This is a genomic window from Stenotrophomonas sp. 62841_Sma, from assembly GCF_056482945.1.
In genome coordinates this window covers 3,131,330-3,157,222 of the sequence record NZ_CM151224.1, presented here as the reverse complement: position 1 = coordinate 3,157,222, position 25,893 = coordinate 3,131,330, and the positions used below count along the sequence as shown (strand labels likewise).

General features: G+C 66.5%; 27 protein-coding genes. 14 read left to right on the top strand and 13 right to left on the bottom strand.

What is annotated here, in order from left to right:
• Positions 1-233: 233 nt before the first annotated feature.
• The gene (locus ACZK5G_RS14835) at positions 234-1,208 is read left to right on the top strand and encodes an RluA family pseudouridine synthase (protein ID WP_049401092.1); all 975 of its coding nucleotides are present in this window, start codon (positions 234-236) and stop codon (positions 1,206-1,208) included.
• Between the two features lie 504 nt (positions 1,209-1,712).
• Here ACZK5G_RS14835 and zupT read toward each other — a convergent pair.
• The 3 genes from zupT to ACZK5G_RS14820 all read right to left on the bottom strand — a co-directional run bounded on the left by zupT (position 1,713) and on the right by ACZK5G_RS14820 (position 3,384).
• The gene (gene zupT, locus ACZK5G_RS14830) at positions 1,713-2,522 is read right to left on the bottom strand and encodes a zinc transporter ZupT (RefSeq protein ID WP_006456115.1); all 810 of its coding nucleotides are present in this window, start codon (positions 2,520-2,522) and stop codon (positions 1,713-1,715) included.
• Between the two features lie 98 nt (positions 2,523-2,620).
• Positions 2,621-3,037 (bottom strand): energy transducer TonB, encoded by a 417-nt coding sequence (locus ACZK5G_RS14825; RefSeq protein WP_032129663.1) that lies wholly within the window; start codon positions 3,035-3,037, stop codon positions 2,621-2,623.
• Positions 3,034-3,384, bottom strand: coding sequence for a 4a-hydroxytetrahydrobiopterin dehydratase (locus ACZK5G_RS14820; protein WP_006456031.1), 351 nt, complete (start codon positions 3,382-3,384; stop codon positions 3,034-3,036). Before ACZK5G_RS14820 ends, ACZK5G_RS14825 begins: the two co-directional genes overlap by 4 nt.
• 90 nt (positions 3,385-3,474) lie before the next feature.
• Here ACZK5G_RS14820 and ACZK5G_RS14815 point away from each other — a divergent pair, with 90 nt between their 5' ends.
• Entirely contained in the window at positions 3,475-4,074 is a 600-nt protein-coding gene (locus ACZK5G_RS14815) for an NfuA family Fe-S biogenesis protein (RefSeq protein WP_032129662.1), read from the top strand.
• Between the two features lie 10 nt (positions 4,075-4,084).
• Entirely contained in the window at positions 4,085-5,851 is a 1,767-nt protein-coding gene (locus ACZK5G_RS14810) for a hypothetical protein (protein ID WP_478463912.1), read from the top strand.
• 833 nt (positions 5,852-6,684) lie between these two features.
• Here the strand turns inward: ACZK5G_RS14810 and ACZK5G_RS14805 are convergent.
• A complete protein-coding gene (locus tag ACZK5G_RS14805) occupies positions 6,685-7,098 on the bottom strand; it encodes a barstar family protein (protein WP_368850381.1) in 414 nt (137 codons plus the stop codon).
• Positions 7,098-7,556 (bottom strand): guanyl-specific ribonuclease, encoded by a 459-nt coding sequence (locus ACZK5G_RS14800; protein ID WP_478463911.1) that lies wholly within the window; start codon positions 7,554-7,556, stop codon positions 7,098-7,100. Before ACZK5G_RS14800 ends, ACZK5G_RS14805 begins: the two co-directional genes overlap by 1 nt.
• A gap of 219 nt (positions 7,557-7,775) precedes the next feature.
• On the opposite strand from ACZK5G_RS14800, the gene ACZK5G_RS14795 reads away from it, so the two are divergent.
• A complete protein-coding gene (locus tag ACZK5G_RS14795) occupies positions 7,776-8,387 on the top strand; it encodes a superoxide dismutase (protein WP_005410310.1) in 612 nt (203 codons plus the stop codon).
• A 132-nt stretch (positions 8,388-8,519) separates the two neighbouring features.
• Here the strand turns inward: ACZK5G_RS14795 and ACZK5G_RS14790 are convergent, their stop codons facing one another.
• Positions 8,520-9,365, bottom strand: coding sequence for an endonuclease/exonuclease/phosphatase family protein (locus tag ACZK5G_RS14790; protein ID WP_478463909.1), 846 nt, complete (start codon positions 9,363-9,365; stop codon positions 8,520-8,522).
• A gap of 163 nt (positions 9,366-9,528) precedes the next feature.
• On the opposite strand from ACZK5G_RS14790, the gene ACZK5G_RS14785 reads away from it, so the two are divergent.
• Together ACZK5G_RS14785 and ACZK5G_RS14780 are read left to right on the top strand one after the other, a co-directional pair.
• Entirely contained in the window at positions 9,529-11,094 is a 1,566-nt protein-coding gene (locus ACZK5G_RS14785) for a POT-type proton-dependent oligopeptide transporter (RefSeq protein WP_032129657.1), read from the top strand.
• Between the two features lie 7 nt (positions 11,095-11,101).
• Entirely contained in the window at positions 11,102-11,728 is a 627-nt protein-coding gene (locus ACZK5G_RS14780; RefSeq protein WP_010486760.1) for a rhomboid family intramembrane serine protease, read from the top strand.
• Positions 11,729-11,771: 43 nt separating this feature from the next.
• Here ACZK5G_RS14780 and ACZK5G_RS14775 read toward each other — a convergent pair whose 3' ends face one another.
• A complete protein-coding gene (locus tag ACZK5G_RS14775; protein ID WP_165929939.1) occupies positions 11,772-11,933 on the bottom strand; it encodes a hypothetical protein in 162 nt (53 codons plus the stop codon).
• A 209-nt stretch (positions 11,934-12,142) separates the two neighbouring features.
• Between ACZK5G_RS14775 and ACZK5G_RS14770 the strand changes: the two genes are divergently transcribed.
• Genes ACZK5G_RS14770 through cfa form a run of 3 tightly spaced genes read left to right on the top strand, consistent with a single transcriptional unit; the run spans position 12,143 to position 14,499 of the window.
• Positions 12,143-12,445: a GNAT family N-acetyltransferase gene (locus ACZK5G_RS14770; RefSeq protein ID WP_006455911.1), complete on the top strand. Its 303-nt coding sequence runs from the start codon at positions 12,143-12,145 to the stop codon at positions 12,443-12,445.
• 37 nt (positions 12,446-12,482) lie between these two features.
• A complete protein-coding gene (locus ACZK5G_RS14765) occupies positions 12,483-13,364 on the top strand; it encodes a DUF3298 and DUF4163 domain-containing protein (protein ID WP_478463908.1) in 882 nt (293 codons plus the stop codon).
• A gap of 19 nt (positions 13,365-13,383) precedes the next feature.
• The gene (cfa, locus tag ACZK5G_RS14760) at positions 13,384-14,499 is read left to right on the top strand and encodes a cyclopropane fatty acyl phospholipid synthase (RefSeq protein ID WP_049398775.1); all 1,116 of its coding nucleotides are present in this window, start codon (positions 13,384-13,386) and stop codon (positions 14,497-14,499) included.
• Positions 14,500-14,590: 91 nt separating this feature from the next.
• Here the strand turns inward: cfa and ACZK5G_RS14755 are convergent, their stop codons facing one another.
• A complete protein-coding gene (locus tag ACZK5G_RS14755) occupies positions 14,591-16,759 on the bottom strand; it encodes a M3 family metallopeptidase (protein WP_180846706.1) in 2,169 nt (722 codons plus the stop codon).
• 130 nt (positions 16,760-16,889) lie between these two features.
• On the opposite strand from ACZK5G_RS14755, the gene ACZK5G_RS14750 reads away from it, so the two are divergent.
• Positions 16,890-17,369 (top strand): glutathione peroxidase, encoded by a 480-nt coding sequence (locus ACZK5G_RS14750; RefSeq protein WP_012511597.1) that lies wholly within the window; start codon positions 16,890-16,892, stop codon positions 17,367-17,369.
• 79 nt (positions 17,370-17,448) lie between these two features.
• Here the strand turns inward: ACZK5G_RS14750 and ACZK5G_RS14745 are convergent, their stop codons facing one another.
• The 5 genes from ACZK5G_RS14745 to ACZK5G_RS14725 all read right to left on the bottom strand — a co-directional run bounded on the left by ACZK5G_RS14745 (position 17,449) and on the right by ACZK5G_RS14725 (position 22,546).
• Complete coding sequence (locus tag ACZK5G_RS14745) at positions 17,449-18,228, bottom strand: ferredoxin--NADP reductase (protein WP_478463907.1); 780 nt, start codon at positions 18,226-18,228, stop codon at positions 17,449-17,451.
• A gap of 79 nt (positions 18,229-18,307) precedes the next feature.
• Entirely contained in the window at positions 18,308-20,179 is a 1,872-nt protein-coding gene (locus ACZK5G_RS14740) for an ABC transporter ATP-binding protein (protein WP_285301831.1), read from the bottom strand.
• 96 nt (positions 20,180-20,275) lie between these two features.
• Positions 20,276-21,097: a hypothetical protein gene (locus ACZK5G_RS14735; RefSeq protein WP_478463906.1), complete on the bottom strand. Its 822-nt coding sequence runs from the start codon at positions 21,095-21,097 to the stop codon at positions 20,276-20,278.
• Positions 21,098-21,163: 66 nt separating this feature from the next.
• Positions 21,164-21,613, bottom strand: coding sequence for a carboxymuconolactone decarboxylase family protein (locus ACZK5G_RS14730; protein ID WP_049398766.1), 450 nt, complete (start codon positions 21,611-21,613; stop codon positions 21,164-21,166).
• A 36-nt stretch (positions 21,614-21,649) separates the two neighbouring features.
• Positions 21,650-22,546 carry an RNA polymerase sigma-70 factor gene (locus ACZK5G_RS14725; RefSeq protein WP_329893511.1) on the bottom strand — a complete coding sequence of 299 codons (897 nt, stop codon included), beginning with the start codon at positions 22,544-22,546 and terminating at the stop codon, positions 21,650-21,652.
• A gap of 147 nt (positions 22,547-22,693) precedes the next feature.
• Here ACZK5G_RS14725 and ACZK5G_RS14720 point away from each other — a divergent pair, with 147 nt between their 5' ends.
• From ACZK5G_RS14720 to ACZK5G_RS14705, 4 genes are all read left to right on the top strand, one after another.
• The gene (locus ACZK5G_RS14720) at positions 22,694-24,211 is read left to right on the top strand and encodes a fumarate hydratase (protein WP_006377486.1); all 1,518 of its coding nucleotides are present in this window, start codon (positions 22,694-22,696) and stop codon (positions 24,209-24,211) included.
• A gap of 119 nt (positions 24,212-24,330) precedes the next feature.
• Complete coding sequence (locus ACZK5G_RS14715; RefSeq protein ID WP_478463905.1) at positions 24,331-24,726, top strand: hypothetical protein; 396 nt, start codon at positions 24,331-24,333, stop codon at positions 24,724-24,726.
• A 71-nt stretch (positions 24,727-24,797) separates the two neighbouring features.
• The gene (locus ACZK5G_RS14710; protein ID WP_121505096.1) at positions 24,798-25,136 is read left to right on the top strand and encodes a hypothetical protein; all 339 of its coding nucleotides are present in this window, start codon (positions 24,798-24,800) and stop codon (positions 25,134-25,136) included.
• 58 nt (positions 25,137-25,194) lie between these two features.
• The gene (locus ACZK5G_RS14705) at positions 25,195-25,830 is read left to right on the top strand and encodes a glutathione S-transferase family protein (RefSeq protein WP_134952157.1); all 636 of its coding nucleotides are present in this window, start codon (positions 25,195-25,197) and stop codon (positions 25,828-25,830) included.
• Positions 25,831-25,893 lie beyond the last annotated feature (63 nt).

Below are 25,893 nucleotides of genomic sequence, written 5' to 3'. Positions count from 1 at the left end.
CGCAGGCAGCTGTCAGCCAGGCTGGAGCGCCACGCGGGACATGTTCAGCACGGTTGCGTGTCAGGCATCCGGCGATGGCCGGGAAGGCCGGTGAGCCGCTAACATGGCCGCCCCGCGGGCGGTGGTCGCGCACTGTGCCGGATTCGTCGGAAGCTGGGCTTCTGGCCCTGAGTAACTTCCAACGAAATCAATCCCTTATCTCGCCCCCCGAGTGTAACAGAATAAACAGCCTGATGACTGCCCAAGACCCCACCAAACCCGCTGGCGACAAGCCTTCCGTGCGCATGATCACCGTTCCCGCCGACCGTGCCGGCCAGCGCCTGGACAACTTCCTGCTCGGCCAGCTGAAGGGTGCCCCGCGCAGCCTGGTCTACAAGCTGGTGCGCAGCGGCCAGGTACGGGTGAATGGTGGCCGCGCCAAGGCCGAACGCAAGCTCGAGGCGGGTGATGAGGTGCGTGTGCCGCCGGTCCGTCTCACCGAAGAGGGAGACAAGGCCGGTCCGCCGGAGGCGTTCATGCGCCGCCTGGAGCAGGCCATCGTCTTCGAGGATGCCCGCCTGCTGGCCCTGAACAAGCCGACCGGCGTGGCCAGCCACGGCGGCAGCGGCATCAGTTTCGGTGCCATCGAGACCCTGCGCGCCCTGCGCCCGGGCCAGACCCTCGAGCTGGTCCACCGGTTGGATCGCGACACCTCGGGCCTGCTGATCGTGGCCAAGAAGCGCTCCGCGCTGAGCGAACTGCAGGCGCTGCTGCGTGAAGATCACGGCGCCGGCATCCGCAAGCGCTACCTGACCCTGCTGGCCGGGCGCATGCCCGACGGCGTGATGACGGTCGATGCGCCGCTGCACGTGGGCCTGCGCCAGGGCGGCGAGCGCCATGTGCAGGTCAATGCGATCGGCAAGGAATCGATCAGCCACTTCCGTGTGCTGGAGCGTCGCGGTGGTCATTCCTACTGCGAAGTCCGCATCGAGACCGGCCGTACCCACCAGATCCGCGTGCATGCCCAGCATCTGGGGCATCCGGTGGCCGGAGACGACAAATACGGCGATCCTGCGGTCAACAAGCGGCTTCGTGAGCAGATCGGGCTGAAGCGTCTGTTCCTGCACGCGGCCTCGCTGGAGTTCGCGCTGGACGACGGCAAGAGCCCGTACGTGCTGAACGCGCCGCTGGCCGATGAGCTGGTCGAGGCGCTGGACCGGCTGCGCTGACGGCGGTTCGGCGGCGCCGGGTGCTTGGTCGGCGCCGTCGCTTCCCTGCGATGAGTGGGCTTGTCACTTTCTTTGCTCGTGCAAAGAAAGTAACCAAAGAAACACGCCGCCATCCGCGAGCCGGCGCGGAACTCGCTGCGCTCAGACACCCGCGCCTCTTCACCCTCGCCGGACCTGCGGTGCTCGGCTAGCTACAAGGCGGACCAGACAGCCGCAGCGTAGACCCATACCCGCACGTAGCCTTTGTAGAGTCGAGCGACGCTCGACTCGCGCGCGCAGCGCGGGCTTCGCTTTCTTATTCTTTCATCGCGTGGCTGGCACGCACAGAAAAATGACGGGGCACGGGCGGGGGCGGCTTGCAGGGGTGTCCGCCGCATGGATGCGGCGGCCAAGCCTTCATGGATGGATTCACGGCGTCCCCTGCAAGCCGCCCCCGCCCGTGACCTCTCGATGCTGCGGGACGTACCAGCCGCGAGGGGGCTCAGCCCGTTGGCCGCAAACCCCTCACCACTTGAACAGCACCAGGCTGATCGCCAGCGTGCCCATGCCTGCCACCAGCCCGTAAACCGTCTCGTGGCCCTTGGCATAGCGCTTGGCCGCCGGCAGCAGTTCATCCAGCGCCAGGAACACCATCACGCCGGCGATCAGCCCGAACACCCAGCCGAAGGTGGCGTGCGACAGTGATCCGGACAGCAGCCAGTAGCCCAGCGCCGCACCCACCGGTTCGGCCAGGCCGGACAGCAGGCTGGCACTGAACGCGTAGAACTTGTTCTGGGTGGCGAAGTACACCGGCACCGCAATGGCGATGCCCTCGGGAATGTTGTGGATGGCGATGGCGAAGGCCAGCGGCATGCCGACCGACGGACTCTCCAGCGTGGCAAAGAAGGTTGCCAACCCTTCCGGGAAATTGTGCGCGGTGATCGCGATCGAGGTCAGCAGGGCAACCCGCTTCAGGTACTCGCGGCTGTTCTCGCGGAACGCCGGGTCCTGCTTGTCCAGGCTGTCATGCGGGTTGGGGATGAAGTGGTCGATCAGCACGATCACGATCACGCCCAGCAGGAAGGCCAGAGTGCCGTAGGTGAAGCCGGTGCGCTCGCCATAGGCCAGTGCGAACGAGGCAATGGACTTGTTGAGGATCTCCGACAGCGACACATAGACCATCGCACCGCCGGCGAAGGCCAGGCCGAAGGCCAGCAGGCGCGGGTTGGGGCGGCGCGAGAACAGCACCAGCAGGCTGCCGATGGCGGTGGCCAGGCCGGCCGCGAGGGTGACCGCCAGTGCGATCCAGACATTTTCGGGGGGAATCTGCAGCATGTACCGACGCGGTCCTGGTCAACAGACAACCGCCCCGGATGAACCCGGGGCGGGGAGGGCGAGGCGGGCGTCGGCTGGCCTCGTCGGGGCGCGCGCGATCAGCCGCCGCGGCGCAGGCGTTCTTCGATGGCGAAGCACTGGTCCGGCTTCGGCTGCGGCGGGTTGAAGCTCACCGGCACCTGGATCGTGGCCGGCACCGGCTGGCCGTTGCGGGTGGCGGCATTGAACTGCCAGCCCTGTACGGCGGTCCTGGCCAGCTCGTCCAGCTGGGGGTTGCCGGCGCCGGTCAGCAGAGCCACTTCGCTCGGCTTGCCGTCGGTGCCGATGGTCACCTTGAAGGTGCTGGTGCCGCCCACACCCATGCAGGCCAGCTCAAGCGGGTACTGCGGCGGCGGTGTCTTCACCGCAGCCACTTCGGTGGGCGGCGGCGGTGGTGGTGCCGCTGGTTCGGACGCGCCACAGCCGGCCAGGCCGGTCGCAGCGATCAGGGACAGGCTCAGCAAACGTACGTTCATGGCAGTTGCTCCGTCAGGGCCGAAGTCTTCGCCGCACAGATGAAGTCGTTCTCGCTCAGGCCGCCCACATCGTGGGTGGAGAAGCGCACGACCGCGCGGTCGTAGTGCACGCCCAGGTCCGGATGGTGGTCCTCGCGATGGGCGATCCAGGCCAGCGCGTTCACGAAGGCCATGGTGGCGTAGTAATCCTTGAAGCGGAAGGTGCGCGACAGGGCCTGGCCGCCCTCGCTCAGCTCCCAGCCGGGAATCTGCGGCAGCAGTTCGGCCAGGCGGGCTTCGCCAAGCTTGTGATCGCTGCCTTTGCGCGGCACGCAACGGGCCTGGGCCAGTGGAATCAGGTCGGCCATGGGAATCTCCACCTCGTGTTGACTGAACAATGCGCCGGACGGTGTATAAACCGAATGAGCGGTTGACGCTTACTTGGCTAGAATAGCCTGATGATCCAGATCTCCGACACTGCCCAGACCCATTTCCGCAAGCTGATCGAACGCGAGGGCGTGCCCGGCATGGGCGTGCGCTTGAGTGCGGTCGAGCCTGGCACCCCGCGCGCCGATGCCCGGCTGGAGTTCGCTGAACCGACCGACCTGCTCGGTGACGAGTGGGCGGTGGACTGCGATGGCTTCACCCTCTACGTCGATGCGAGCAGTGTCGGCTGGCTCGATGGCGCCGAGATCGACATCGTCGCCGGCACCGCCGGTACCCAGCAGTTGACCATCAAGGCGCCGCGCATCAAGGGCGAGGCCCCCGGCGATGCCGCTTCGCTGGTCGAGCGCGTGCACTGGGTGGTGGAAAACGAAGTCAATCCGCAGCTGGCCTCGCATGGCGGCAAGGTGGCCGTGCAGGAAGTCTCGTCCGACGGCGTGGTGCTGCTTCGCTTCGGTGGTGGCTGCCAGGGCTGTGGCATGGCCGACGTGACGCTCAAGCAGGGCATCGAGAAGACCCTGATGGGCCGCGTGCCGGGCGTGACCGCCGTGCGCGACGCGACCGACCATGACAGCGGCCACGCGCCGTATATCCCGCGCGGCAACGTCGCCTGACCGCTGACGCGTGCCTCTGACCCGGGCCGAGCAACTCATCGAACTGCTGCTGGCCCGCCAGCAGCCACGCGCCGTCCTCGAGAAGTCCACGCGCCTGCCCTATGGCTGGGCGCTGTGGCTGCGCTCGCTGGGCCCGCTGCCGCGGCCGTTCCACGCCCGCGAAGTGATTGCGGTATTGCTGCCGCGCCCGCTGCCTGGAGCGCCGGGCCAATCACCCCGGCTGTCGCCGTGGCAGGCGCTGCGCCGGTTGTTCTGGCAGGACTGGGACGCTGCGCCGCGCGATCAGCGCTGGATGCGCTGGACCTCGGCGTTGGCCAGCGCGCTGCTGCACCTGCTGTTCTTCATGCTGCTGCTGTGGGTTGCGGTGATCCGCACCACGGCACCGGAAGCAGAGGGCGCCGAAGGCGAGCGTGTGCAGGTGGAATTCGTCGGCCGCGCCTCCCAGGAGGGCGGAGGCGATCAGCCGGGTGCCGAGGCGGCTGCGGCTGCACCGGCCGGCCAGGTTGCCGCCGGCCAGGCAGCAGGGGCCGCGACTGCACCTGAGCCGCGTCCTGCGGCCGCGTCGGCGCCTGCGCCTGCACCGGCTCCAGCACCGGCAGCCAGCGTGCCGTCGCCGCCGGCCGAAGCCGAGCCGGCCCCGCTTGCGGCCCCGCCACCGTCGCCGGTGCAGGCCACCGAAGTGGCGCAGGCCAGCACGGATTTCGTGGTGCCGCCGGTCAGCGTGCCGCGCACCGAGGTCAGCATCGTGCCGCGTGACACCACGCCCACGGTGCGCGAGCGCAGCGTGCAGCCGGTGCAGGCGCCGCCAACCCCAACCGCGATGCGTGCGCCGCAGATCGCGGTGCGGACGCCGCAGCTGCGTGACATCCCGGTGCAGGAGCGCGAAGTCAGTACGGTCGATGCACCGGCGGTGTCGCAGCCACTGCGCACGGCCGATGTGCAGGTGCGCGTGCCGCAGCGCGACGTACAGGTGCGCGAGCGTGAAGTGCAGGCGGTGGTCGATCCGCAGGTGCGGATGGCGACCGTCGCCGGTCGTGAACCGGCAGTGCATGCGCCGGCGGGGCGTGACGTACAGGTGCGCGAGCGCGAAGTAGCCTCGGCACCGGTGGCAGCCCCTTCGTCTTCCAGTGGCAATGCACCCGCGGCAACGCCCGCGCCGGCGGCCAATGGCAGCGCGACGCAGGCGAGCAGCAGCGCCGCGCGGCCTGCTGCATCCAGCACGACCCCGGCCCAGGCCGGAGCGCGCCCGGCCCCCAATCCGGGCAACTGGGCCACGCCCGCCAAGGGCGATGACTGGGGTGCATCGAGCCGCAACCAGGACGGCGCCGACAAGGGCTCCCGCCAAGCCAGTACCAGCGGCAAGGGCAGTGGCCTGTTCAATGCCGATGGCAGCGTCCGCGTGCCGGGCCAGGAAGGCGAGGGGCGTGCCGAGCGCGGTGCGCCAGGTGGCGCCAACGACGGCTGGAGCAAGGAACGCATCGCGCAATCGGGCACCTGGCTGAAGCGACCGCCGTACGACTACACACCTACCTCGTTCGACAAGTACTGGGTGCCGCAGGAATCGCTGCTGGCCGAGTGGGTGCGCAAGGGCGTCAAGGCAATGGAGATTCCGTTGCCGGGTACCAGCACGAAGATCTCCTGCGTGATCTCGATCCTGCAGGCCGGTGGTGGCTGTGGCCTGACCAACCCCAACATGCAGGACCAGCCAGCGGTGGCACGACCGCCGCCGGACATCCCGTTCAAGAAAGAGCTGCAGGAAGATAACGGGAGCCGCTAACGGCTCCCGTTGTCCACGCATGTTTTCTTATCCCCGCGCCGTTGGCGCGCCCCCTTGAACAACAAGGGGGCTTTTCGATGGACCCATCGCGGGATGTGACGGCCATGCTGGCGCGCTTTGGTAGGTGCCAACCTTGGTTGGCACAGAAGCGCCGACCAAGGTCGGCATCTACCGGAGCACGTGTGCCGACCAGGGGCGGCCTCTACCTGGGTGGTGACCTCTCGCGCTCTGCGACAGAAACACCCAGAACGGCACGTCTCCGCCAACCTGCTGGCCGGCTCGCACTTTGGTAGGTGCCAACCTTGGTTGGCACAGAAGCGCCGACCAAGGTCGGCATCTACCGGAGCACGTGTGCCGACCAGGGTCGGCCTCTACCTGGGTGGTGACCTCACGCGCTCTGCGACAGAAACACCCAGAACGGCAGGTCTCGGCCGACCTGCTGGCCGGCTCGCGCTTTGGTAGGTGCCAACCTTGGTTGGCACAGAAGCGCCGACCAAGGTCGGCATCTACCGGATGCACGTGCGCCGACCAAGGTCGGCATCTACCGGATGCACGTGCGCCGACCAGGGTCGGCCTCTACCTGGGCGGTGACCTCACGCGCTCTGCGACAGAAACACCCAGAACGGCACGTCTCGGCCGACCTGCTGGCCGGCTCGCGCTTTGGTAGGTGCCAACCTTGGTTGGCACAGAAGCGCCGACCAAGGTCGGCATCTACCGGATGCACGTGCGCCGACCAAGGTCGGCATCTACCGGATGCACGTGCGCCGACCAAGGTCGGCATCTACCGGATGCACGTGCGCCGACCAGGGTCGGCCTCTACCTGGGTGGTGACCTCACGCGCTCTGCGACAGAAACACCCAGAACGGCACGTCTCGGCCAACCCAGTCGCGGCTGGCTTCGTCCATTACGTCCAGCAACGTGTCGAAATCCTTCTGCGTGGAGGCGCGCAACGTATCCACGTCGGCCAGGAACAGCGCGTAGCCGTTGGCCGGCAGCCACTGCAGGTCGCGCAGGTTGTCCGACAGGGCATCCCAGTTGCCGCCGAAGCCTGCCGGAAAATCCATCTGTGCGGCCAGCCGGGCCAGCAGGGTGCGCTTATCGGCCACGCCTTCCAGGTCGATGCGGATCACCTTCAGCCCGGCATCGCGCATCGCAGCGGCCAGTGCGCCGATGTCGTCGCTGTCGATGGCGTAGACGCCGGCATTGTTGATGTCATGCAGGCCGAGGCCGAAATCATCGTGGCTCATCACTGCGCTCCCTGGGCCGGTACGGTGAAGCTGCGGAACGATTCGTAGTGGTCGTCGGTGTAGTACCACGCCTCCGGCGGATCGCCACCGGTGACGATGCGGCGCGTGCCGCGGGTACGCGCACCGGGGGTGTCGACGGTGTATTCGCGGTAGTAGCCGCGCGGGCGCTGCGGCAGCTGCTGCTCGCGGTTGCCGAAGGTGCTGCCGTCCTGGCGGTGCGGGAACGGGCCGCCACGCTGGATCAGGGCGATGGTCTGCCGGGCTTCAGCGGGCAGGAATGCGGGCAGGCTGCTGTCGTTGCCGGTTGCGGGCGTGGCCGTGGCCGGCGCGCGCGCGGCAGGCGCACCCTGCAGGTCGGGCGCGAACTGCGGCGCCGGCGGGCGCTGCATGAAATGGTTGGCGACCAGGCCGAGCAGCAGCAGGGCGATGGCGGTGATCAGCAGCCGGGGGTTGCGCATGGGCAGGGGCGGGCGAGGGTGGTGCGGGCACTGTAGCGCCTGTGCGCTGCACGGTGCATGAGGACGCCGTCGCGTCACTGCTGCGTAACAATTGCCGTCATGCTCACTGGCAGGACGCAATTTCCTTTACATCCCCCTTGGTAATCTGGCGGTCTGTCCCCATCATTCACCGCGCAACGCCCGACACCGTCGGGTGCCCTCGCAATCAGGAGATGCATCATGGCCTATACCCTGCCCAAGCTGTCCTACGCCTACGACGCGCTGGAACCGCATATCGATGCGGCGACGATGGAAATCCATCACACCAAGCATCACCAGACCTACATCAACAACGTCAACGCGGCGCTGGAAGGCACCGAGTACGCTGACCTGCCGGTCGAAGAACTGGTGAAGAAGCTCAAGTCGCTGCCGGAGAACCTGCAGGGTCCGGTGCGCAACAACGGTGGCGGCCATGCCAACCACTCGCTGTTCTGGACCGTGATGGCTCCGAATGCTGGCGGCAACCCGGTGGGCGACGTGGCCAAGGCCATCGACAAGGACCTGGGCGGCTTCGACAAGTTCAAGGACGCCTTCACCAAGGCGGCGCTGACCCGTTTCGGCAGCGGCTGGGCGTGGCTGAGCGTGACCCCGGACAAGAAGGTCGTGGTCGAGAGCACCGGCAACCAGGACAGCCCGCTGATGGAAGGCAACACCCCCATCCTCGGCCTGGACGTGTGGGAACACGCGTACTACCTGAAGTACCAGAACCGTCGTCCGGAATACATCGGCGCGTTCTTCAACGTCATCGACTGGAACGAAGTCGAGCGCCGTTACCAGGAAGCGATCGCCTGATCGCGGTAACGGGATGAACTGAGAAGGCCGGGGGAGACCCCGGCCTTTTCTGTTGCAGGATTCATTCGGTAGTGCCGGCCGCTGGCCGGCAATCGTGTGGTACCCGAGGAGCCGGCCAGCAGCCGGCACTACCTATTCCGCGGTGGCCGTATCACCCTGCAGCCGCAGCGTAGCCATCACGCCCAGGCGCAGGCCGGGCAGGTCGCCGTCGGCTGGCAGCAGGATCGGCTGCTGGCGGATGCCGCCGAAGTGCTTGACCTGGAACAGCACATCCAGGCCATGGCCACTGCTGCCACCGCCACTGGCCGCAGGCGCCTCGGCGCGGCCGCCGGGATTGCGCCGGGCCGGCTGGAAGCCGGGCGTGCTGCGCACCAGTTCCACTGTGTTGGCGGAGAAATCGCCGGCGATCAGGCTGGGCATGCCCTCGGCGGTGGCGCCGATCCAGGTCATCAGGTCGCTGGTCTGATGCTGGCGGGCGGTGGCCTCGTCCGGGTCCGGGCGCAGCCGTGCCACATAGATGTTGACCAGTGCCTCGCCCAGCTTCAGCCGCATCATGCCGGCGGCGCTGAAGGTGCCGGGTGGGTGCAGCAGGGTCACGCCATCCTCGCTGACCGGCAGCCGGGTCAGCATCGCGTTGCCATGCCGCAACGGCTGGCTGGGCGGATCGGCGGTAACGAAGTCGCAGCTGTAGCGCAGACGGCTGGCCAGCCAGCAGGCCGGATTGCGGCCCTGCTGCTGCAGCACCTGCTGCACCGAGATCACGTCCGGCTGCAGCTCGGTCAGCAGTTGCGCGACCTGCTCGCGGCGCTGCTTCCATTGCGCGTCATCGCGGCTGGGCAGTTCCAGCGCGGCCACGGTCAGTTGCCGGGGCTCGTTCTCACTGGCGGCGGCCGGCGCCTGCGGGCGCGCCTGTGCCTGCAACGCCATCAGCAGCACCAGGCAACTGAGCAGGAGACGGGCGGGGGCGAGGGGGCGCATAACGATAAGTTTACGCTTTTGTCGTGCAGGTGCCGTGACTTCCGGCACGGAGTGTCGCTGCCTGCCATGGATTGGCACCGTTGTCATGCAGCCCTGCAGCGTGCTTCGCAAGCCCTGCTTCCGGTAATCTTGCGCCTTTCGCTTTGCAGGATTGCCTTACAGGATGAGCCACGACGCAGTTGCCCCCATCGCCGGCCAGGGAAAGATGCCGCGCCAGATCCCGTACATCATCGGCAATGAGGCCTGCGAACGGTTCAGTTTCTACGGGATGCGCAACATCCTGGTGCAGTTCCTGATCACCTCGCTGCTGCTGCAGGAAATCACTGCGGAAGGCCGTGCCGGTGAAGCCAAGGACATCATGCACAGCTTCATGATCGGCGTGTATTTCTTCCCGCTGCTCGGAGGCTGGCTGGCCGACAGGTTCTTCGGCAAGTACCACACCATTCTCTGGTTCAGCCTGGTCTACTGTGCCGGCCACCTGTGCCTGGCGCTGTTCGAGAACAGCCGCGAGGGCTTCTTCCTCGGCCTGGGCCTGATCGCGCTCGGTGCCGGTGGCATCAAGCCGCTGGTGGCCTCGTTCATGGGTGACCAGTTCGACCAGAGCAACAAGCACCTGGCCAAGATCGTCTTCGACGCCTTCTACTGGATCATCAACTTCGGCTCGCTGTTCGCCTCGCTGCTGATCCCGCTGGTGCTGAAGAACTGGGGCCCGCAGTGGGCGTTCGGCATCCCGGGCATCCTGATGTTCATCGCCACCTTCGTGTTCTGGCTGGGCCGCAAGCGCTACGTGCTGGTGCCGCTGCCGCCGAAGGATCCGCATTCGTTCGCCAACGTGGTGCGTACCGCACTGACCACGCGCGTGGCCGGCCAGGGCCGTCCGGGCCTGGTGATCGCCGTGCTCGGCCTGGTGCTGGCAGTGGCCTCGTTCGGCCTGGTTGGCTCGCTGGGCATTGTCATCTGCCTGTGCCTGGCGCTGGTATCGATCCTGGCCGGTATCGGCGGTGGCACCTGGCTGCAGCTCGATCGCGCCCGTGGCCAGCATCCGGCCGAAGCCGTCGAAGGCGTGCGCTCGGTGCTGCGGGTGCTGGTGATCTTCGCGCTGACCACGCCGTTCTTCTCGCTGTTCGACCAGAAGGCCTCGACCTGGGTCCTGCAGGGCCAGCAGATGCAGATGCCGAGCTGGTTCACCGCCTCGCAGATGCAGGCACTGAACCCGCTGCTGGTGATGATCCTGATTCCGTTCAACAACCTGGTGCTGTACCCGGCCCTGCGCCGCTTCGGCTTCGAGCCGACCGCGCTGCGCCGCATGACCGCCGGCATCGCCTTCAGCGGCCTGGCCTGGATCGTGGTCGGCGGCATCCAGGTGGTGATGGACGGGGGCAACGCCATGTCGATCTTCTGGCAGATGCTGCCGTATGCGCTGCTGACCTTCGGTGAGGTGCTGGTCTCGGCCACCGGCCTGGAGTTCGCCTACAGCCAGGCGCCGCAGGCGATGAAGGGCGTGGTGATGAGCTTCTGGAACCTGACCACAACCATCGGCAACCTGTGGGTGCTGCTGTCCAACGCGGCGGTGCGCAACGATGCGGTGACCCACAAGATCGCCAGTACGGGCCTGAGCGAGGCGGCGTTCCTGATGTTCTTCTTCGCCGGTTTCGCCTTCGTCGCGGCGTTGGCCTTCGGTTGGTACGCGAAACGCTATCGTATGGTCGACAACTACCGTAGCGCCTGAGCCTGACATGACCCCCGTCAATCTGCTGTTGATCGCCATCACCGCCATCCTGTCGTGGATGGCGTTCAACAACCGCAAGCTGGCCGACCGCCTGATCCTGTGGCCGCCGGCCATCGACCGTCACCGCCAGTACGACCGGCTGGTGACCTATGGCTTCATCCACGCCGACTGGTCGCACCTGATCTTCAACATGATCACCCTGTTCTTCTTCGGGGGATTCATCGAGAGCGTGATGGTGCAGCTGACCGGCAGCTACCTGACCTACCCGGCGTTCTACATCGGTGCGCTGCTGGTCTCGATCCTGCCCAGCTACCTGAAGAACCAGAAGAACCCGAACTACCTCAGCCTGGGTGCGTCCGGTGCGGTGTCGGCGGTGCTGTTCGCCTTCATCCTGATCAAGCCGTGGTCGATCATCCTGGTGTTCTTCATCCCGGCGCCGGCCATCGTCTACGCCGCGTTCTACGTCGGCTACAGCATCTGGATGGACAAGCGCGGCGGTGACCGCATCAACCACAGCGCGCACCTGGCAGGCGCGGCGTTCGGCGTGATCTTCATGCTGGCCATGCAGCCGAGCATCTTCACTCACTTCCTGCGCGAACTCTCCAACCCGACCTTCCGCCTCGGCGGCGGTTGATGACGGGAGCGGGGCGGATCGGCAGCGATCCGCCCCCGCTGTTTCAGAGCGTGGGCTGCTGACCGTAGGTATCCAGCAGGCGGGCGAACACTTCTTCGCCGATGCGCTGGAAATCCTGGTCCTGGGTCTGCCCCTCCACCGCCAGTTGCAGCAGGCCCTCCAGCAGGGCGCGGTCGGTATCTGAATGGGAATCGCTGGGGTGCATCGGAGCCTCCGCGGTGGTGCGCATGATCAACGGTCGCAAGGGCCGTGCCAGCCTGGTCGTACCCCTCCACAGGCGATAGCGGCCGCCAGCGCTCCAGCTTGAGGGTCGCAAACTGACGTGAATGGAACGGACTTGCCCCTGTTCAGGCTTCACGCGATCATGGCGCCCGGCTGCGCACCATCCACGCAGTCGCCGCAGGAGACAGTTCCATGGCTTCGGTCACGCCCCCCGGTCTGGCCTACGAGGTCGAACACGACCTGGCCAATCATCGCTTCACCGCCCGTGTGCGCGGACAGCTGGCGGTGCTGGACTACCAGATCAAACGCAGGCGCATGGTCATCACGCATACCGAGGTGCCCGAGCCGATTGCCGGCCGAGGCATCGCCGGTGAGCTGACCCGTGTGGCGCTGCGTTTTGCCCGTGAGCAGAAGTACAAGGTGGTGCCGGCGTGTTCCTACGCCGAGGCCTTCCTGCAGCGGCATGAGGAGTACCACGACCTGCTCGTTGGCTGAACGCCAGCGGGTCACGCTTCAGCCATGGCAGGCGATGATGTACAAACATGAACAGGGGATCCCGATGAAGATTGGAAACAACCGGCCACTGCACGGCAGCGTGCTGGCCGGCGTGGTAAGCGTGCTGTTGCTGGCCGGTTGCCAGCGTGAGAGCGAGCCGGCACCGGCGACCGACGCGGCGCCTGCCGCCGAGGCCACCGCCGCAGGTGAAACGCCGGCCACGGAAGCGCCGCTGGACCTGCGCGACGTGATCGAGAACAACGAGCGCGAAGTGGTGGGTATCAGCTACCCGGCCGGCATCGACCGCTACCCGGGCCTGGCCCGCGCCCTGCAGAGCTATGCGACGAGTGCGCGCAGTGACCTGCAACAGGCGCTGGACGGGCTGGGCAATGACAAGCCGACCATGCCGTACGAGCTGTCGCTGAGCTTCGAGAAGCTGCTGGAAACCCCGCAGCTGGTGGTGGTCAGTGCCGATGGCAGCCGCTACACCGGTGGCGCCCATGGCGAACCGCTGGTGGCCCGATTCGTGTGGCTGCCGCAGCATCAGCAGATGCTCAGCGCCGAAAAGCTGGTGGCCGATGCCAAGGGCTGGAAGGCGATCAGCGATTTCGTCGCCGACCAGCTGCGTGAACGCGTGGCCACCCGCCTCAGCGGTGAGGACATGGATCCGGCCCAGCTGCAGGAATCGCTGCGCAACGCATCGCGCATGATTGCCGACGGCACCGGCCCGCAGGCCGACAATTTCAGCCAGTTCCAGCCGCTGACCGACGACAGGGGGCAGATCACCGCGCTGCGCTTTGTTTTCCCGCCGTACCAGGTGGGTCCATACTCGGACGGCACCCAGACCGCCGATGTACCGGCGGCGGTGCTGTTGCCGCACGTGGCCAAGGACTACGTGGAGCTGTTCGCACGCGGTTGACCGCAGTCGAGGAGGTGGCGTGGATACAGGGTTGCAGGAGCGGGTCGCCGGCCTGCTGCAGGAAGCCGGGGTCCGCATCGGCGGTTCCCAGCCACAGGATATCCAGGTGCATGACCCGCGCTTCTTCGCGCGGGTCATGGCGCACGGCTCGCTTGGCCTCGGCGAGAGCTACATGGACGGTTGGTGGGATGCCAACGTCCTGGATGAATTCCTTGTCCACCTGATGCAGGCGCACCTGGACGAACGGGTGCACGGTTGGCGCGAAGTGGCCGATGCACTGAAGGCGCGCCTGTTCAACCTGCAGGTGGGACAGGGCAGCTACGAGGTGGGCCGCCGCCACTACGACCTCGGCAATGATCTCTACCAGGCCATGCTGGGCCAGCGCCTGGTCTATAGCTGTGGCTACTGGCGCAATGCCGGCGATCTCGACGCCGCGCAGGAAGCCAAGCTTGACCTGGTCTGCCGCAAGCTGGGCCTGCGCCCGGGGCAGCGTGTGCTGGACATCGGCTGTGGCTGGGGCGAAGCCCTGAAGTTCGCCGCCGAGCGCTACGGTGTCAGTGGCGTCGGCGTGACCATTTCGCAGGAGCAGGCCGAGTTCGCCCGCGAACTGTGCGCCGGCCTGCCGATCGAGATCCGCCTGCAGGACTACCGCGAACTGCACGAGCCGTTCGATGCGATCTTCTCGATCGGCATGTTCGAGCACGTCGGCGACAAGAACTACGCCAGCTTCTTCGAGGTGGCCAGGCGTTGCCTGTCGCCGCGCGGCCTGCTGCTGCTGCACAGCATCGGCACCAACATCTCGCGGCATCGTACCGACCCGTGGATCGCGCGCTACATCTTTCCCAACTCGATGCTGCCATCGGCGGTGCAGATCACCAAGGCGTTCGAGGGCCGCTTCGTGCTGGAGGACTGGCACAACTTCGGCACCGATTACGACCTGACCCTGCAGGCCTGGCGGCGCAACGTGGAAGCGGCGTGGCCGCGGCTGGATGCGCGCTACGACGAGCACTTCCGGCGCATGTGGCGCTTTTACCTGGCTGGGTCGATGGCCACCTTCCGTTGCCGGCACGCGCAGCTGTGGCAGCTGGTGCTGTCGCCGGAAGGCGTGCCGGGTGGGTACGTGGCGCCACGTTGACAGCCAGTAGATCCACGCCATGCGTGGATGCCCCAACAAAAAACCGCCCGGTCTCCCGGGCGGTTTTCGTTTCAGGCTACCGCGCGGGCGATCAGTTGCCGGCGCCGGTCAGGCCACGCTTTTCCAGCAGCGGTTCGATCTGCGGCTCGTGGCCGGCGAAATCGCGGAACAGCTGCATGGCATCCACGCTGCCGCCCTTGGACAGCAGGGTGGCGCGGAAGTGGTCGCCGTTCTTGCGGCTCAGGCCGCCGTTGTCCTTGAACCACTTCTGGGTGTTGGCGTCGAGCACTTCCGACCAGATGTAGGCGTAGTAGCCGGCCGAGTAGCCGCCCATGATGTGGCTGAAGTACGGGGTCTTGTAGCGCGGCGGAACCGGCGCGTAGTAGATGCCGTCCTTCTCCAGCGCGGCGCGCTCGAAGGCCATCACGTCCTTGGCGGCCGGCACCTGGTCGGCGCCGATCTGGTGCCAGCGCTGATCAAGCATGGCCGCGCCCAGGTACTCGGTGGTGGCGAAGCCCTGGTTGAACTTGGCCGCTGCCAGCACCTTGTCCAGCAGTGCCTGCGGCATCGCCGAACCATTCTGGTAGTGCTTGGCGTAGTTCTTCAGGATGACCGGGTTGTCCGACCACATTTCGTTGACCTGCGAGGGGAACTCGACGAAGTCACGCGGCACCGAGGTGCCCGAGAAGTACGGGTACTTCACGTTGGAGAACATGCCGTGCAGGGCGTGGCCGAACTCGTGGAAGGTGGTGTTCACCTCGTCCCAGGTCAGCAGGGTCGGCTGGCCGGCCGGCGGCTTCGGGATGTTCAGGTGGTTGGCGACCACCGGCTTGAAGCCGGTCAGCTTGGACTGCGAGACGTAGGAGTTCATCCACGCACCGCCGCGCTTGGAGGCGCGTGCATACGGGTCGAAGATGAAGATCGCCAGCTGGCTGCCGTCAGCGTCGAACACGTCGTAGACGGTGACGTCATCGTGGTAGACCGGCAGGTCGGTGCGCTGCTTGAAGGTCAGGCCGAATTCCTGGCCGGCGGCGTAGAACACGCCGTTCTCCAGCACGTTCTTCATCTCGAAGTACGGCTTCAGCTGCGACTCGTCGAAGTTGTACTTGGCCTGGCGCACCTTCTCGCTGTAGAAGGCCCAGTCCCACGGCTCCAGCTGGAAGGTCGGCTTGCGCGCGGCCTTCTGTTCCTTGTCGATCATCGCCTGCAGATCGGCGGCTTCGCGCTTGGCGTTGGCCACGGCGGCCGGAGCCAGCTTGCCCAGCATTGCGTTGACCGCTTCCGGGGTCTTGGCGGTCTGGTTGGTCAGGTTGTAGGCGGCGAAGTTCGGGAAGCCCATCAGCTTGGCCTTGTCGGCACGCAGCTGCATGATGCGCGAGACCAGCGCGGTGTTGTCGAACTCACCGCCGCGGCTGCCGCGGGTGGTCGAGGCTTCGTAGATCTTCTGGCGCAGGGCGCGGTTGGCCAGGTTGGTCAGCGGCGGCTGGCCGGTGGTGTTGAGCAGGGTGATCACGTACTTGCCTTCCAGGCCACGGGCCTTGGCGGCTTCGGCGGCGGCAGCGATCTGCTCCTTGGACAGGCCGTCCAGCTCCTTGACGTCGTCGACGGTGATCGCCGAAGCGTTCACTTCCGACTGCACGTTCTGGCTGAACTTGGTGCCCAGGTTGGCCAGCTCGGCGTTCATCTCCTTCAGCTTGGCCTTGTCGGCGTCGGACAGCTTGGCGCCTGCACGCACGTAGTTGTCGTAGTACTTCTCGACCAGACGCACGCCTTCGGCGTCCAGGCCCAGCTGGCTGCGGGTGTCATACAGCGCCTGGATGCGGGCGAACAGCTTGCCGTTCAGCGCGATCGCATCGCTGTGCGCGGCGAACTTCGCCGAGTAATCAGCCTGCAGCTTCTTGCGGGTGTCGTTGGTATCGGCGCCGACCAGGCTGAAGAACACGGTGGTCGCACGGTCGAGGATGTCACCGCTCTTTTCCAGGGCGATGATGGTGTTGTCGAAGGTCGGCTTGGCCTTGTTGTTGGCGATCGCCTCCACTTCCTTCAGCTGCTGCGCCATGCCGGCGTCGAAGGCCGGGGCGAAGTCGCTGTCCTTGATCTTGTCGAACTGCGGGAAGTGCAGCGGCAGCGGGCTTTCGGCGAAGAACGGATTGGCCTGCTGGGCATGGGTGCTGGCAGCCGGGGTGGCGGCGCCGGCCGAGAAGGCGGGCAGGGCAAGGCCGAGGGACATGGCCACGGCAAGGGCAAGGCGAGTGGTCAAGGTAGGAACTCCGGTAAGGCAAACAAGGGCCCGAGGGTAACCCGGCCGGCGGCGCCCGCACTTGTGTCAAAAGGCATGTTGCCGGGGCCGGGCGCGGGTACCATGCATTCACCGCCCACGGCCCGCTGCCATGACCACTGCCTACGACTTCAGCTTCCGCGACCTCGACGGCCAGCCGCAGGCCCTGGCCCGGTACCAGGGGCACCCGTTGCTGCTGGTCAATGTCGCCAGCCGCTGTGGCTTCACCCCGCAGTACACCGGGCTGGAACAGCTGTGGCAGGAGTATCGCGAGCGTGGCCTGGTGGTGATCGGGTTCCCATGCAACCAGTTCGGTGCACAGGAGCCCGGCGACGCCGCGCAGATCCGCCAGTTCTGTTCGCTGGACTACCCGGTCAGCTTCCCGCTGTCGGAGAAGATCGAGGTCAACGGCGAGGGGGCTGATCCGTTGTGGGCATGGCTGTCACGCGAGAAGCGCGGCCTGCTGGGTAGCGCCCGCATCAAGTGGAATTTCAGCAAGTTCCTGGTCGACCGCCAGGGGCAGGTGGTGTCGCGGCATGCGCCCACCACCAGGCCGGAGCAGCTGCGCGGCGAGATCGAAGCGCTGCTGTGAGATGAACCCAAAAAGGGGACGGAGGGGATTAAGTCGTTTGTGCACAAACGACTTAATCCCCTCCGTCCCCTTTTTTTGTTTATTTCTCGACGAAGGCGCGTTCGAACACGTAGTGGCCCGGCTGGCCGATACGCGGCGAGACCTGGAAGCCACGGGCATCGAGCACGCTGCGCAGGTCGGCCAGCATCTGCGGGCTGCCGCAGATCATCGCGCGGTCGTTCTCCGGGCTCAGCTCGGGCAGGCCGAGGGTGCGCTGCATCTCGCCGCTTTCCATCAGCTGGGTCAGGCGGCCCTGGTTGGCGAACGGCTCGCGGGTGACGGCCGGGTAGTACAGCAGCTTGTCACCGATCATCTCGCCCAGGAATTCGTGCTCACGCAGTTCCTTCTCGAAGTAATCGCGGTAGGCCAGGTCCTTCTCGTAGCGCACGCCGTGGCAGAGGATCACCTTCTTGAAGCGCTCGTAGGTTTCCGGGTCCTTGATGACTGACAGCCACGGCGCCATGCCGGTGCCGGTGCCCAGCAGGTACAGGTTCTTGCCGGGGTGCAGATCGCTGATCAGCAGGGTGCCGGTGGGCTTCTTGCCGACCAGCACCTTGTCACCCGGCTTGATGTGCTGCAGGCGCGAGGTCAGCGGGCCGTCCTGCACCTTGATGCTGAAGAACTCCAGATGCTCTTCCCAGTTGGCGCTGGCGATGGAATACGCGCGCAGCAGCGGCCGCGCCTCGGTTTCCAGGCCGATCATCACGAACTGGCCGTTCTCGAAGCGGAAACCGCTGTCGCGGGTGAGGGTGAAGCTGAAGTAGGCATCGGTCCAATGACGGACCTCAAGCACCGTTTCGGCGCCAAAAGCGGAGGACATGGGCGTATCTATCGGAAGTCGTCGGGGTGATTCTATCTCAAATGAGACAGGTTCTCATTAGGCGGAACGAGAGGCGTTCTCAGCGGTAGCCGGCCGCCTGCAGCTCGAACAGTTCGGCGTAGCGGCCGCCCTGGGCCATCAGCTCTTCATGGGTGCCGCTGGCCTCGATCCGGCCATCGGCCAGCACCAGGATGCGATCGGCCATGCGTACCGAGGAGAAACGGTGGGAAATCAGCACTGCGGTGCGATTATCCGCCAGTTCCCTGAATCGCTGGAACACCTCGAACTCACTTCGCGCATCCAGCGCCGCCGTTGGCTCATCCAGGATCATCACCTGCGCATTGCGCATCCATGCACGGGCGATGGCGATCTTCTGCCATTGGCCACCGGACAGGTCCACGCCCTGCTTGAAGCGGCGGCCGATCAGCTGGTCGTAGCCGCCGGGCAGGTCGTCGATCACTTCCTCGGCCATGCCGCGCCGTGCGGCGTCGGCGATGCGCGCCTGGTCGTCCATCGCCTCGACCTGGCCGACGCCGATGTTCTCGCCGGCGCTGAGGTTGTAGCGCACGAAGTCCTGGAAGATCACCCCGAGATTGGCGCGCAGGTCGTCCAGGTCGTAGTCGCGCAGGTCGCGCCCATCGAGCAGGATGCGGCCCTCGTCCGGTTCGTACAGCCGCGCCAGCAGCTTCACCAGTGTGGTCTTGCCAGCGCCGTTCTCACCGACCAGCGCCAGTACTTCGCCAGCCTGCAGCTGGAAATCAAGATGGCGCACCGCCCATTGCTCGGCATCCGGGTAGCGGAAGCCGACGTTCTCGAACACGAAGCCCTGGCGGATCGGCTGCGGCACGCGCACCGCACCTTCACGCGAGTGGATTTCCGGCTGGATCTGGAAGAACGAGAACAGGTCATCCAGGTACAGCGCCTGGCTGGCCACTTGCGAGAACCCGATCAACAGGCCCTCCAGCAGCTGGCGCAGGCGCAGGAAGCTGCCGGCGAGGAAGGTCAGGTCGCCGATCGAAAAGTCGCCGCGCACCGTGCGCCAGGCGATGTAGGCGTAGGCGGTGTAGTAGCCCAGCGTGCCCAGTGCGGCCAGCAGCGTGCCCCAGAACGCGCGGCGCCGGGCCAGGGCGCGGTTGGCCTGGAACAGCGCCACCGACAGGCGCCGGTAGCGCTCCACCAGGAAGCGGTGCAGGTTGTAGATCTTCACTTCCTTGGCCGTTTCCACGCTGGCACCGAGCTGGCGCAGGTAGTCGAGCTGGCGGCGCTCGGGCGTCCACTGGAAGTTGAGGCTGTAGCCGGCCGCGTTGAAGTGCGATTCGCCGATGAAGGCCGGCACCAGTGCCAGCGCCAGCAGGAGGATCAGCCACGGCGCGTAGACCAGCAGGCCGATGGCGAGGCTGGCCACGGTGATCGCGTCCTGTACCTGGCCGAACAACTGGCTCATCAGGTTCATCCGGCCCATGGTCTGGCGTCGCGCACGGTCCAGCTTGTCCTGCAGGTCCGGGTCCTCGAAGTCCTCCAGATCCAGCGTTGCCGCGTGTTCCATCAACCGGATGCTGGTGACGTTGGCGAATAGTTCCGAGAGCAGTGCATCGGCGTAGCTGACCAGCCGGCCGAGCAGATCCGAGGCGATGGCCAGGCCGAATTCCAGCGCCAGCAGGCCCAGCAGCGGATTCAGTATGCCGCTGGACAGTGCTTCGCCCAGCGGCGGGAAGCCAGCGTCGTGCTGGCTCAGGTGCAGGGCGCTGTCGATGATCAGCTTGCCGACGTAGAGCATCGCCACCGGCAGCAGCGCACGGATCAGGCGCAGGCCAAGGCTGGCCAGGGTGAGCGCGGGGCTGGTCTTCCAGACCATGCGCAGGAACGGTGGCAGGTTGCGCATCGCCCTGAAGCGCTGGCGCAGGCTGGGTTTCTTCGCGGCGGCAGCGCCAGCGGTGGGGGTAGCAGGCATGTGCGTATTGTGCGCGCCCTGCGCGTGGCGGAGGCATGAACGGGGCGCATGCCTGCCATGCGCCGGCAGGGCAGCGCGTCGGCGCCGCCTGCGCGCTCAGTCCAGCGCAGCCAGCAGCGCAGGATGGTGAGCGAACCAGAAGCGCAGGGCCCCGCTGTCGATGCCGTAGGCGCCTTTCCAGAAATCGACGGGATAGCTCCAGTCCGAAGAGCGCGAGGTGCGCGGTGCCAGGCCGACCCGGGTGAAGCGTTGCGCCAGGCCGGGATGCTCGGGGGTCTGCAGCAGCCCGGCATGGCCCAGGGCATCCAGCAGGTGACGCGCCTGCTCGACGGACAGTTTCAGGCCCGGCAGCGCGCGCACGCGTTTGACGATGGTCGACGGGGTGTCCTTGGCGTCGCTCTCGTGGTGCAGCAGCCGCAGCAGTGCCACCAGTGTGCTCATGTCGCCGGGCGCCCGTCTGGGCGTCAGATTGTGTTGTTCCAACAGGAAGGTGATGGCGTTTACGCTTCCGCCGAGCACAACCCCGATGTTGTGGCGGACGCGCGCCCAGGTGGTCGGGTCGAATCTGCCTTCGCGGACCTGGCCGCAGACCGCACAGGCGAGGCTGGGGTGTGGCTGCTCCTGATGCCTGGGGAAGTGCACCATGAACGCATACGCCGACAGCCCGGCGCGCAGGTCGCTGCGGTTCTCCTGCACGCCGAGGATGAAGTTGTCTGCCACATGCTGGCGGTCGGCGCGGGCATAGGCGGCGAACATCCGCACCTGGAGGGCCTCATGGCCCGGATATTCGACGGGCCACAACAGTCCATGCCGTTCAAGCGTCGACAGGAGTTCGGGCGGCGCGGTGTCCCGCTCCCGGTACTGGGTCAGCGCCTTCAGCGCCTCCTTGCTGGGCGTGTCGGGGGCTTCGTCGGCCATGACGTTCGGATGCTTCCTGCGGGGCAGGTACAGTGCCCGGCGGTCCAGGCACTGTCAACGAAGCGCTCAGGGCAGCGGCGGCAGCAGCCCGGCGCCCAGCCGGTTCCAGGCATTGATCACCGCGATGCCCATGCTCAGGTCGCTGATGCCCTTCTCATCGAAGTGCGGTGCCAGTGCATCGAACGCCGCCTGTGACGGTGCACCGTCGGTCAGCCGGGTCAGTGCCTCGGCCCAGCCCAGCGCCGCACGCTCGCGTGCATCGAAGAAACGGCTTTCGTGCCAGGCGGGCAGGGTATCGAGCTTGCGCGGCTCGATGCCGCCCTTGCGCAGCGCCGTGCCGTGCATGTCCATGCAGTAGCCGCAGCCGTTGAGCTGCGACACGCGCAGGAACACCAGTTCCATCAGGGTCGGATCAATCGAGCTGTCATGCACCGCCTGGCTGGTGGCCAGCAGGCCCTTGAAGGCTTCGGCGGCCAGGCGGGTGTAAGGGACGCGGGGAGATGCGTGGTCGGACATTTTCGGCTCCACGGCGGCCACGATGGCCGCCTTTCATTACAAGGACGCCGTGCCGTCACCGCGCGTGACAACGTCCGGCAACTTTTCCGGATTCAACACGCTGTACACGTTGGCGATGCGGCCATCGACCACCTCGATGGTGGTGACCGAGTGCAGGCGATCGCCCTGGAAGCGCAGGATCGCAGGCTCGCCGTTGACGTAGCCCAACTGCGCCGGATGCGCCGCGCCACGGCGGGCGATGGCCCAGAACAGGCGGCCGATGCGCTCGGCGCCCAGCAGGGGCCGCACCGCCGCGGTAACCACGCCACCGCCGTCGGAAACCAGTACCGCGTTGGCGTGCAGCAGGGCCTGGATCGCTTCGCTGTCGCCACGCTGGGAAGCGTCCATGAAGCGCGCCAGCAGCTGCCGGTGCTGGCTGGCGTCGGCGTTGAAGCGCGGCCGCCCGGCCTGCAGGCGCTGCCGGGCACGATGCACCAGCTGCCGGCAGTTGGCCTCGCTGTGGCCGATCAGGTCGGCGATCTCACGGTAATCGTGGTCGAAGGCTTCCTTCAGCAGGAAGGCGGCGCGTTCCTCGGGGCCGAGCTGTTCAAGCAGGGTCAGGAAAGCCACCGAGACATCGTCGGCAAACGCATGCAGCTGGGCGGGGCCGGGCGCCGGGTCGGGCTCCAGGGTGACCGCCAGTGGCTCGGCCAGCCACGGGCCGACGTAATGCACGCGCTCGCGCTTGGCTGCGCGCAGCCGGTCCAGGCCGAGCCGGGTGGTGGTGGTGACCAGCCAGGCTTCGGGGTCGCGGACGGCCGCCGGGTCGGCGCCGGACCAGCGCAACCAGGCATCCTGGACCACGTCTTCGGCGTCGGCGCGACTGCCGAGCAGGCGGTAGGCCAGCGCCATCAGGCGCGGACGGTGGGTCTGGAAAGCGGTTTCAGCGTTCATGTGGGCAAGGACGCCGCAGTGGCGCGTGGCGTGACAGAGGGTGTGCGTGGATAGTGCAGGCCAGCGGCCGGCACTACCACCCTGCGGCCGGGGGAGGGGGTAAAATGGGGGGATTACCCCCGCCAGCCTCCAGCAAGCGAGCAAGTCGTGACATCGATCAAGCAGGAAGACCTCATCCAGTCCATCGCCGACGCGCTGCAGTACATCTCGTACTACCACCCGGTCGACTACATCAAGAACCTTGCCGCCGCCTACGAGCGCGAGGAGTCGCCGGCCGCGAAGGAAGCGATGGCGCAGATCCTGATCAATTCGCGCATGTGCGCCGAAGGCCACCGTCCGATCTGCCAGGACACCGGCATCGTCACCGTGTTCCTGGAAATCGGCATGGACGTGCGTTGGGACGACGCCACCATGGGCGTGGAAGACATGGCCAATGAAGGCGTGCGCCGCGCCTACATGCACCCGGACAACAAGCTGCGCGCTTCGGTGCTGGCTGATCCGGCCGGCAAGCGCATCAACACCAAGGACAACACCCCGGGCGTGGTCAACGTCAAGGTGGTGCCGGGCAACACCGTCGACGTCATCGTCGCCGCCAAGGGTGGTGGTTCGGAAGCCAAGACCAAGTTCGCCATGCTCAACCCGTCCGATTCCATCGTCGATTGGGTGCTGAAGACCGTGCCGACCATGGGCGCCGGCTGGTGCCCGCCGGGCATGCTCGGCATCGGCATCGGCGGCACCGCCGAGAAGGCGATGCTGCTGGCCAAGGAAGCGCTGATGGAGCCGATCGACATCACCGAGCTGCAGGCCCGTGGTGCGTCCAACCGCATTGAAGAGCTGCGCCTGGAGCTGTACGAGAAGGTCAACGCGCTGGGTATTGGCGCGCAGGGCCTGGGTGGCCTGACCACCGTGCTCGACATCAAGATCAACGATTACCCGACTCATGCGGCCAACCTGCCGGTGGCGATGATCCCGAACTGCGCGGCCACCCGCCATGCGCACTTCACCCTGGATGGCAGCGGTCCGGTGATGCTGGACCCGCCGTCGCTGGAGGACTGGCCGAAGCTGACCTACGATTCGTCCAAGGGCACCCGCGTGGACCTGGACACGATCACCCCGGAGGACGTGGCCAGCTGGAAGCCGGGCCAGACCCTGCTGCTCAACGGCAAGCTGCTGACCGGTCGCGACGCCGCGCACAAGCGCATGGTCGACATGCTCAACAAGGGCGAGGAACTGCCGGTCGATCTGAAGGGCCGCTTCATCTACTACGTCGGCCCGGTCGATCCGGTGCGCGACGAAGTGGTGGGCCCGGCTGGTCCGACCACGGCGACCCGCATGGACAAGTTCACCCGTCAGGTGCTTGAACAGACCGGCCTGCTGGGCATGGTCGGCAAGGCCGAGCGCGGCCCGGCGGCCATCGAGGCGATCCGTGACAACAAGTCGGCCTACCTGATGGCGGTAGGCGGTTCGGCCTACCTGGTGTCCAAGGCGATCAAGGCGGCCAAGGTGGTTGGCTTTGCTGACCTGGGCATGGAGGCGATCTACGAGTTCACCGTGCAGGACATGCCGGTGACCGTGGCCGTCGACTCCACCGGTGAATCGGTGCACAAGACTGGTCCGCGTGAGTGGCAGGCCCGCATCGGCAAGATTCCGGTGGTGGTGGAGTAATTCCTCCCGTTCCGGTCCAGACAACGGCGCCCGTGTGGCGCCGTTGTTGCATGCAGCCTGCCCGTGGATGATGTGCTCTGCTAACGTGCGCTGTCTGACGTATTGGAAGGGAGTCCATCGTGCTGCAGTGGTCGCGTGTTTTCGTATTGCTGGTCGTTGCGCTGGCGTGCAGTGCCTGCGGGCCACGTTATTTCGTCGAACCGCCAACCCACGAAGCGGGGAGGATCTGCGCGTCGGTCTGCGAGAGCCAGAAGGCGACGTGCGACTTCCACAACCGCGCCCGCGCGGAATCGGATCAGCGCAGCTGCGAAAGCGAGAAGAGCCGGATCATCAGCCGTTGCAGTGGTATCGCCGACGACAAGCAGCGGCACAACTGTGAAGGGGGCAACGGCGCCGGCACCTACTGCGGTTCCCCGGCGCTTCCTTCATGCAGTGCTCCGTACGCCCAGTGCCTGCTCTCCTGCGGCGGCACCGTGAATGAAGTCCGCACCGACACCGGTGTTCCCGTGTACTGATGGGGGCGTCGGTGCCTGCACGCGCAACCGTAGTCTGCTAGGGTCGGCACACCCCAGCACTGGATGTGCCCATGCGCCTGCATCGATCCCTCGCGGCTGTGTTCCTGCTGGCCCTGGCCGGCTGCAGTACCCCGGCGTCGTACGAAGGCGCGGATTTCCCCGCATCAGCGCAATGCCGCGTGCAGTGCCAGGCCGGCTATCGCAGCTGCATGGCGCAGAATGACTCCCTCGGCAGCCGCCAGAGCAATTGCGAGCAGCAGGTGGTGCCGGCGCCGGACAAGCGCTGCAAGGATGTGGACAACCCGGACCTGCGCCGTGCCTGCGAACTGAAGGCGCATGACTGCACGATGCGCGCGCCGATGATGTCCTGTGGCGAACGCCGGGATTCCTGCATGAGCATCTGCGGCTGAGCAGCGACCGCGCGCGCGGGTGCATAATCGGCGGATCCACCCGCACAGGATCCGCCGCATGAGCACCACGCTGTATGGTTCGACCAGTACCGCCGCCCTAGTGGTGCACTGGCTGCTGATCGAGCTGGGTATCGAGCACGAACTGGTACTGCTGGATTTCGACACGCGCGAGCACAAGTCGGCGGAGTATCTGGCGCTGAATCCGGCCGGTGTGGTGCCGACGCTGCTGATCGATGGCTTGGTACTGACCGAAGCGGCGGCGATCGCACTGTATCTGGCTGACCGCCATCCGGAGGCCAACCTGCTGCCCGCACTGGGCACGCCGCAGCGCGCCGATGCCTACCGCTGGATGTTCTGGTGTGCCAATACGCTGCAGCCGGCCTATCGTGCCTGGTTCTATCCGCATGAAATGGCGGGCGAGGCAAATATCGAAGCGAGCCGCGAGATGGCCCGTCAGCGCCTTGAGGCGGCCTGGCAGCAGGTCGCCACGCACCTGCAGGCGCATGGCCCCTACCTGCTGGGCACCACGCCCTGCGTGGTCGACTACATGCTGGTGATGCTGATGCGCTGGTCGCGCAACATGCCGAAGCCCAGCGACACCTGGCCTGTGCTCAAGGCACATGCCACGTCGATGAAGGCGCGCCCGGCGTTCGCCGAGGTGTACCGCCGCGAAGGCATCACCGACTGGCGGTAAACAGAAAAGGGGACGGAGGGGATTAAGTCGTTTGTGCACAAACGACTTAATCCCCTCCGTCCC